Below are 3,130 nucleotides of genomic sequence, written 5' to 3'. Positions count from 1 at the left end.
CCAGGCAGTATTATCGGTTTGATTATTCTCTTTCTAGCCTTACAGTTCAAGTGGCTAAGGACCAGACATGTCAACATGGTTGGAAATTTCTTGCTGGCCAATATGACCATTCTCTTTTTGCCGCCAGCAGTGGGTATCATGGAAAAGTTTGATGTGATTGCCCCTTATCTTTTACCCATCGTCTTGATTGTCTTTTTTGCGGCTGTCATCAACATTATCCTTATTGCCCTAGTGGTTCAGTTTATCAAGAGACGATTTGAGGGAGATTATGAGAAAGGAGATGCCAAATGAGCGAATTTGTATCCAATCCTCTATTTGGGATTGCATTATCTATCCTAGCTTATCTAGTGGGGATGTTGATTTACAGACGTTTTCCCCATCCCTTGACAACGCCCTTGCTTTTGTCGGCTATTTTTATCATTATTTTCCTTAAGGCGACGGGTATTTCTTATCAAGATTATTACCAAGGTGGGGTTTATCTGAACAACTTGATTGTCCCATCGACCGTGGCTCTAGGGATTCCGCTTTATAAGAGTTTTCATCTGATGAAGCACCATGCGCGGAGTATTCTTTTCGGGAGTCTGTTAGCAGTAGTTGTCAATACCTCTTTCACAGCCCTTGTGGCGAAAATATTTGGCATGGACTTTTTCCTAGCCATTTCTCTCTTTCCCAAGTCGGTAACGACAGCCATGGCAGTGGGGATCACAGAAAAATTGCAAGGATTGACAACCGTAACCTTGGTGGTTGTAGTAGCCACTGGGATTTTGACCAGTGTTATCGGACCCACCCTTTTGAAGTGGTTGAAGATTGACGATCCAGTTGCAGTTGGACTTTCCCTTGGTGGAACAGGTCATGCTGTCGGAACAGGAACGGCTTTTCGCTACGGTTCTGTAGCAGGAGCCATGGGTGGCTTGGCTATCGGTATTACTGGTATTCTCTACGTATTTGTAAGTCCCATCGTAGCCAGTTTGATATTGAGTTAATAAGCAAGGAATTTAAGTTCCTTGCTTTTTCGAATCGTATGTTATAGGTTTTTACTTTCCCAATTTGTAAAATTAAGCTAGACAGAAGCAGATTCTTAGTAAAAAATCACTTCTCTCACTTTCTTGCCGTATTTATAGACAATATACATAAATAACCAAAAAACACCTAGGACTATTTTAAAATCCTAGATGTTTTTCCTGATGTGCTAAGAAATATTTTACGCAAATACAGATAATAAAGGCCAAGCAATCCTAAAACAACCAAATCAACGAAAAATTGCCAACCAAAAACCTGAATGCGATTCCTAAAAAGACTGGTCAATAGAATCAGCAGAGCATCTCCCCAGAAAGCAAGACCAGCCAAAGTAAGGGCTAATTTTCTTCTGAAAAAATAGAAAATCGGACTCAAGGTAGCAGCTAACAAATGGCTAAACCACACAATTACAAAGACAACAGGATAATGGCTAAAGTAAACCATAATAGCTGAATTATAATGTTCTGCAAAATAAGTCTGGTTACGCGTCATTACCATGACAAAATCATAGCAGCCTATCAAATTCAAGAAAAATATAAACACTGCAAAGCTAAGACCAAAACCAGTAATTTTTTTCATTTCATTAACCCCATTTCTTCAAAAGCTTGAATAAAAAAATCGCTCTTCAACAAGGCCAAGCCTTGATTGACATCACCTAAAACCATAAGGTTGTCGTCTTTTTGGATGTTAAAAATTTTTCTCGCTCGTGCAGGAATGACGATTTGTCCCTTTTCACCAACAGTTACCGTTCCAAAAATATACTTCCCTTCTTTGGCTTTAGTAGCAAAAGGAGAGACATCCCCATTAACCAACTCATCTAAGCTGATATCAAAAATTTCTGCCAAACGACTTGAAGAAATAATATCCGGTAAACTGTCGCCCAATTCCCACTTACTGAGAGTCTGACGAGATACGCCTACTTTTTCAGCTAATTTTTCCTGAGAATAACCTGACTTTTTCCTTAGCAGAGCAATCGTTTCACTAATCATACTTTTCCTACCTCTTTTCCTGAACTCATTATAGAGCCTTCTTGTCCAACTTTCAAGCATCTTTTATTGGCAAAACGAGAGTTTTTTGTTAAAAATCATAGCAAAAAAGAAGCCCGTCTGATCTCTAGTACAAATACTAGAACTTTTTATATTCCTAATTCAATTTTTTTAACACCCAATTTGTAAAATTAATCTAGACAGAAAAAGCCATCTATGTTAGGCTCAGATAAACTACCACATTTGTCTGAAAGGAACCAACATAAATGACCTATACTCATCTTACCACAAACGAGCTTGTAATGATAGAGGCTTACTATCAAGAAAACATAAAAGTTTCAGATATTGTGACTTCACTTGGCAGATCAAAACAGACAATCTACAATGTCATCAACTATCTGAAAGAGGGGCACTCTGCTTATGATTACTATAACCGATATAAAATCAATAAGAAACGCTGTGGCAGGAATAAAACCAGTCTTACGCAATCAGAAAAAGATTTTATCCAAACTCTTTTAGAACAAAATTGGAGTCTTGATGTTATTAAAGGAACTTATTCAATTTTTTAATCTAGTTAGAAAATGAGATAAAGAAAAGGATAGCCTCTCAGTGATGAGATGTTATCCTTTTTTTGACGTTTAAACTATTGCAAATTAACCTTGTTTTTCAAGATATAGTAGGTTCCGAGATAGTAGATAGCTGATAAAAAGAGATCGCGCAAGATTTCTGTACTAGCCATCACGTTATAGTCATTGTCAACTCTTAAGAAGAAAGTGATATAACCAATAACGATGGAAATGACGATATAGGCTAAAATCCCCATGGCTGTTCGATACTCGTTAAAGAGTTGCCCGATAGAGATGGAGAGGTAAATGGATAAAATCCATGCGATTGACCCGACAAATAGTGATAGGGCATACAGCCAGCCGTAGCTGAGATAAGGGGAAATGAAGTTGTAGAGGGCAGTGAAGTCTTTTTCAATTGGTGTTAAGAAGATGATAATCAATATACTCAAGATAAAGACGATATAGCCTAAGATGGACCAGACAAGACCACCTAAAAGTTTTGCGGTGATGATTTGGTGCTCAGAGACAGGCAAGGTCAAGGTCAAGTACCCTTGGCGGTCA

6 protein-coding genes are annotated in these 3,130 nt (G+C 38.1%); 3 read left to right on the top strand and 3 right to left on the bottom strand.

Going from position 1 to position 3,130, the window contains the following annotated elements:
- Nucleotides 1-291 (top strand): CidA/LrgA family protein (locus tag GMD1S_RS10055; RefSeq protein WP_000297177.1); only part of this gene is annotated, 291 nt, incomplete at its 5' end.
- Complete coding sequence (locus GMD1S_RS10050; protein ID WP_001288936.1) at nt 288-983, top strand: LrgB family protein; 696 nt, start codon at nt 288-290, stop codon at nt 981-983. The genes GMD1S_RS10055 and GMD1S_RS10050, both read left to right, overlap by 4 nt.
- A 172-nt stretch (nt 984-1,155) precedes the next feature.
- On the opposite strand, the gene GMD1S_RS10045 is transcribed toward GMD1S_RS10050, so the two are convergent.
- Together GMD1S_RS10045 and GMD1S_RS10040 are read right to left on the bottom strand one after the other, a co-directional pair.
- On the bottom strand, nt 1,156-1,596 hold the full coding sequence (locus tag GMD1S_RS10045; RefSeq protein ID WP_000724381.1) for a hypothetical protein: 441 nt from the start codon (nt 1,594-1,596) through the stop codon (nt 1,156-1,158).
- Nucleotides 1,593-2,006, bottom strand: coding sequence for a helix-turn-helix domain-containing protein (locus tag GMD1S_RS10040; protein ID WP_000622651.1), 414 nt, complete (start codon nt 2,004-2,006; stop codon nt 1,593-1,595). Before GMD1S_RS10040 ends, GMD1S_RS10045 begins: the two co-directional genes overlap by 4 nt.
- A 263-nt stretch (nt 2,007-2,269) precedes the next feature.
- Between GMD1S_RS10040 and GMD1S_RS10035 the strand changes: the two genes are divergently transcribed.
- Nucleotides 2,270-2,572, top strand: a complete 303-nt coding sequence (locus GMD1S_RS10035; RefSeq protein WP_000222599.1) for a helix-turn-helix domain containing protein — start codon at nt 2,270-2,272, stop codon at nt 2,570-2,572.
- 74 nt (nt 2,573-2,646) lie between these two features.
- Here the strand turns inward: GMD1S_RS10035 and GMD1S_RS12480 are convergent.
- Nucleotides 2,647-3,130, bottom strand: a 484-nt coding sequence (locus GMD1S_RS12480; protein WP_000112902.1) for a hypothetical protein, incomplete at its 5' end; no start/stop codon positions are given.

The sequence above is a fragment of the Streptococcus sp. GMD1S genome (genome assembly GCF_000296875.1).
Taxonomy (GTDB): domain Bacteria; phylum Bacillota; class Bacilli; order Lactobacillales; family Streptococcaceae; genus Streptococcus.
Note: the sequence above shows the minus strand (reverse complement) of the source record. Positions and strands in the feature narration are given on the sequence as shown.

Excerpts from the sequence above, each read along its gene's own strand:
- GMD1S_RS10050 (WP_001288936.1), top strand. The coding sequence starts at position 288 with ATGAGCGAATTTGTATCCAATCCTCTATTTGGGATTGCATTATCTATC.
- GMD1S_RS10045 (WP_000724381.1), bottom strand. The coding sequence starts at position 1,596 with ATGAAAAAAATTACTGGTTTTGGTCTTAGCTTTGCAGTGTTTATATTT.
- GMD1S_RS10040 (WP_000622651.1), bottom strand. The coding sequence starts at position 2,006 with ATGATTAGTGAAACGATTGCTCTGCTAAGGAAAAAGTCAGGTTATTCT.
- GMD1S_RS10035 (WP_000222599.1), top strand. The coding sequence starts at position 2,270 with ATGACCTATACTCATCTTACCACAAACGAGCTTGTAATGATAGAGGCT.